Below are 3,537 nucleotides of genomic sequence, written 5' to 3' on the forward strand. Positions count from 1 at the left end.
CACCTGACATGCCTACGCAGGGTCGCCGCTTTCCGAAGCCGCGGCACAATATTCGCGCCAGAACTTGCGGTAACCCGCTTCGAGCTCACGCGTGTAGATTTCGACATTGCCGGCGGGCGAGGCCGCGATCTGAGCCGGCAACTCCGCGCGCAACTTCGCCAGATGAGCGGGCTGCGTCGMAAATTTGCGGGCGATCTCGACATAGCCCTCGTCATCCTCGGCGACCCAATCGCCGAGGCCGACGGCGGTCACGATGGAGGCACCGGCGCGCGAGGAGGCTCCGTTGCCGAGCTTGGCCACGACGGGAACGCCCTTGTAGAGCGATTCCCAGGTGCTGATGCCGCCATTTTGCGGGAACGTGTCGAGCGAAATATCGATATCGGCGAAGGCCGACAGGTGGTCGTCGCGCGAGGTCGAGCCCAGGCAGGTGATGTTCTCCTCGGCAATGCCCTGCGCCACGAAACGCGCGATCAGGCCATCGCGCAGCAATGGGTCATCGAGCAGGCCGTGCTTGAGGACGATCTTGGATCCCGGAACCTCGCGCATGATGCGCGACCACACACGGATCGCATCATCCGATATCTTGTAGATGCGGTTGAACACGCCGAAGGTGACATAGCCGTTGCGCAGCATGGGAAGCTCGGAAGGCCGCAGATCCGAGACGGGTTCCATCGTGATCAGGCACGGCAGATCGTGGATTTTTTCGGCAAACAAATGCCGAACCGATGGCGGAATGAAAATGGGATCCGCGAGCACATAGTCCATGGTCTGCATGCCCGTGCCGGTCGCGTGTCCGAAGCCAGTGGCCTGGATCGGGGCCGGCTTCCGCGCGAAAGCCTGCAGCCTGTTGCCGGTTGTGTGGCCCGAAACGTCGATCAGGATGTCGACATTGTCGGCCTGGATGCGATCGGCGAGTTCGTCGTCCGAAAGCTGCCAGGCGTTGACCCAGACGTCCGCCAATGACTTGAACCGGGCGGTGTAGTCGTCCTCTCCCGGCCAACTATAATAGCAGATGATTTCGAATCTGGCGTGATCATGATGGCTCAACACCGGCAGAAGGGTGAGCCCCGCCGAGTGTTGCCGGAATTCGGCAGCGACATAGCCGACCACAATCCGCTYTTCCGGATCGAGCGGCCGCTTCGGCAGCTTCCGTCGCGGCAGCTTGGAGCCGATCAAGTCCCACCAATCTCTTCGCACCGCCTGCTGGACCGCGAAATCGGCCTCGGCGCGGTAATCCTGCAAGAAGATCTTTCCCCTGATCGCATCCCCGTAGTTCGGCATGATCGCCAGCGCGCGATCGAGATATTCGATCGCGGTGTCCATGTCTCCCTGGTTCGAATAAGCGAAGCCCATCAGCGCCAACCCGATCTCGGAGCGCGGATTTTGCTCGATCAAGGCCGTTGCCGCCGCCATCGCCTGCGCGGTCCTTCCCATCAGGAGGCAGGCCTGCGCCTTGCCCCGGAGGGCCAGTTCGAGCTTGGGCGAGATCGCAAGCGCCGCCTCGAAATCCGCAAGCGCCTGGTCCGGGCGCGACAGCTCGTAATTGAGCCGCCCACGCTGGGCCAGGATCCTCGGCGAGCCGGGCTTGATCGCGAGCGCCATGGCATACTTGGCCGCCGCCTCGTCGTGGTGCCGCAGCTCGACGCTGACCATGCCCTTGCCGACGATTGCCTCCGCGTGACGCGGCTGAAATAGCAGGGCGCGATCGAAACTTTCCCTGGCGCGCTCGACCTGTCCAAGCAACATCTCGACCATGCCGCGATTGCAGAACGCATCGGCATAGTCCGGCTTCAGCTTGATGGCGCGCTCGTGCAGCTCGAGCGCCTGTCCGTACAGCCCCAGATGCATCAACGTGTTGCCGAGATTGGTCAGCGCGACCGCGAAATTCGGCTTCAGCGCGATGGCCCTCTCCTGGCACCGCCGCGCCTCTTCGAAATTGCCGAGGTCGAAATGCACCGTCGCGAGGTTGTTATGGGCATCGTGCAGGCGCGGATCGAGCGCAATCACGCGCTCGAGCAGCTCTTGCGCCTCCTCCAGACGCCGGCCGTCATGCGCGCACATGCCGAGCAGGTGCGTGGCGTCGAMATGRTCMGGAACMRCKTSCAGGATCTGRCGGCAGAGCGCCTCGGTCTCCGCATAYCTGCCCYGGCCATAGGCGSYSGCCGCGKCGGARASRAYGSCSTCCRCCTGCTTCTTCARTTTCTTCTGCAATCGCGCRTTCTGGAATGCGCGCGCRCCGSCGCTGCTCTGCAAGGTSTCTCTCCGGAGGATGGCCCGGGAAGAGTCTARCTGATTCGCAAGCCGTCCCGGCCGGTCGGCTGGACCGGCAGCACCTCCGGGATTTCCCGGTGCCCGGCGCAGCTGACTTGCCTACGCAACGTCTTCGCCTTCCGAGGCCGCGGCACAATAGTCGCGCCAGAACTGGCGATAGCCCGCTTCGACCTCGCGCGTGTAGAGTTCGACGTTGCCGGCGGGTGAGGCTGCGATCTGAGCTGGCAGATCGGCGCGCAGCTTCGCCAGATGGGCGGGCTGGCTGGCATATTTGCACGCGATCGCGGCATAGCCCTCGTCGTCATCGGCAACCCAGTCGCCAAGACCGACGGCCGCTACGATCGATCCGCCGGCGCGCGAGGAGGAGCCGTTGCCGAGCTTGGCGACGACCGGAACGCCCGCATAGAGGGATTCCCAGGTGCTGATGCCGCCGTTTTGCGGGAAAGTATCGAGCGAAATGTCGACATTCGCAAAGGCCCGCAGATGGTCGGTGCGCGGGGTCGTGCCCATGCAGATGACGCTCTCCTCGGCAATGCCCTGTGCCACGAATCGCGCAACCAGGCGGTCGCGCAGCATTGGATCGTCGAGCAGTCCGTTCTTGATGACGATCTTTGATCCCGTCACCTCGCGCATCACTTTCGACCACACTCGCATGGCCTCGTCGGAAATCTTGAAGATGCGGTTGAACACGCCGAAGGTCACATAGCCATTGCGGAGCATGGGAAGCTCCGACGGCGGCACATCAAGGATGGGGTCGATCGTGATCAGGCTCGGCAGATCATAGACCTTTTCGGCCAACAGATGACGCGCCGATTGCGGAATGAAGATCGGATCCGCGAGCACGTAGTCCATGGTCTGAAGACCCGTACCTGTCGCGTGGCCGAAACCCGTGACCTGGATGGGGGCCGGCTTGCGGGCGAAGACATGGAGCCTGCTGCCGGTCGTATGTCCGGACACATCGATCAGAATATCGATCCCGTCGGCCTGGATACGATCGGCCAGCTCGTCGTCCGAAAATTGCGCGGCCTCGACCCAGACGTCTGCGCAAGCCTTGAAATTCTCGGTCATCTCATCCTGCAACGGCCAGCAGGAATAGCAGACGATCTTGAACTTGGCGTGATCATGATGGCGCATCACCGGCAACAGGGAGTACGCTGCCGAATGCTGCCTGAATTCGGAAGCGACATATCCGATCACGATCTGTCTGTCCGGATCGAGCTTGCGCGGCGATAGCGCCCTTTGCGGAAGTTTGGCGCCGATCTGATC

The 3,537-nt window shown here is 62.7% G+C and carries 1 protein-coding gene and 1 pseudogene; both read right to left on the bottom strand.

From position 1 onward, the window contains the following. Window positions 1-12: 12 nt before the first annotated feature. Window positions 13-2,253, bottom strand: a pseudogene (locus ACXJL8_RS36740) (O-linked N-acetylglucosamine transferase, SPINDLY family protein). 117 nt (window positions 2,254-2,370) lie between these two features. Further along, the coding region (locus ACXJL8_RS36745; protein WP_456686592.1) for an O-linked N-acetylglucosamine transferase, SPINDLY family protein at window positions 2,371-3,537 on the bottom strand (1,167 nt) is incomplete at its 5' end.

The sequence above is a fragment of the Bradyrhizobium sp. P5_C11_2 genome, from assembly GCF_054049755.1.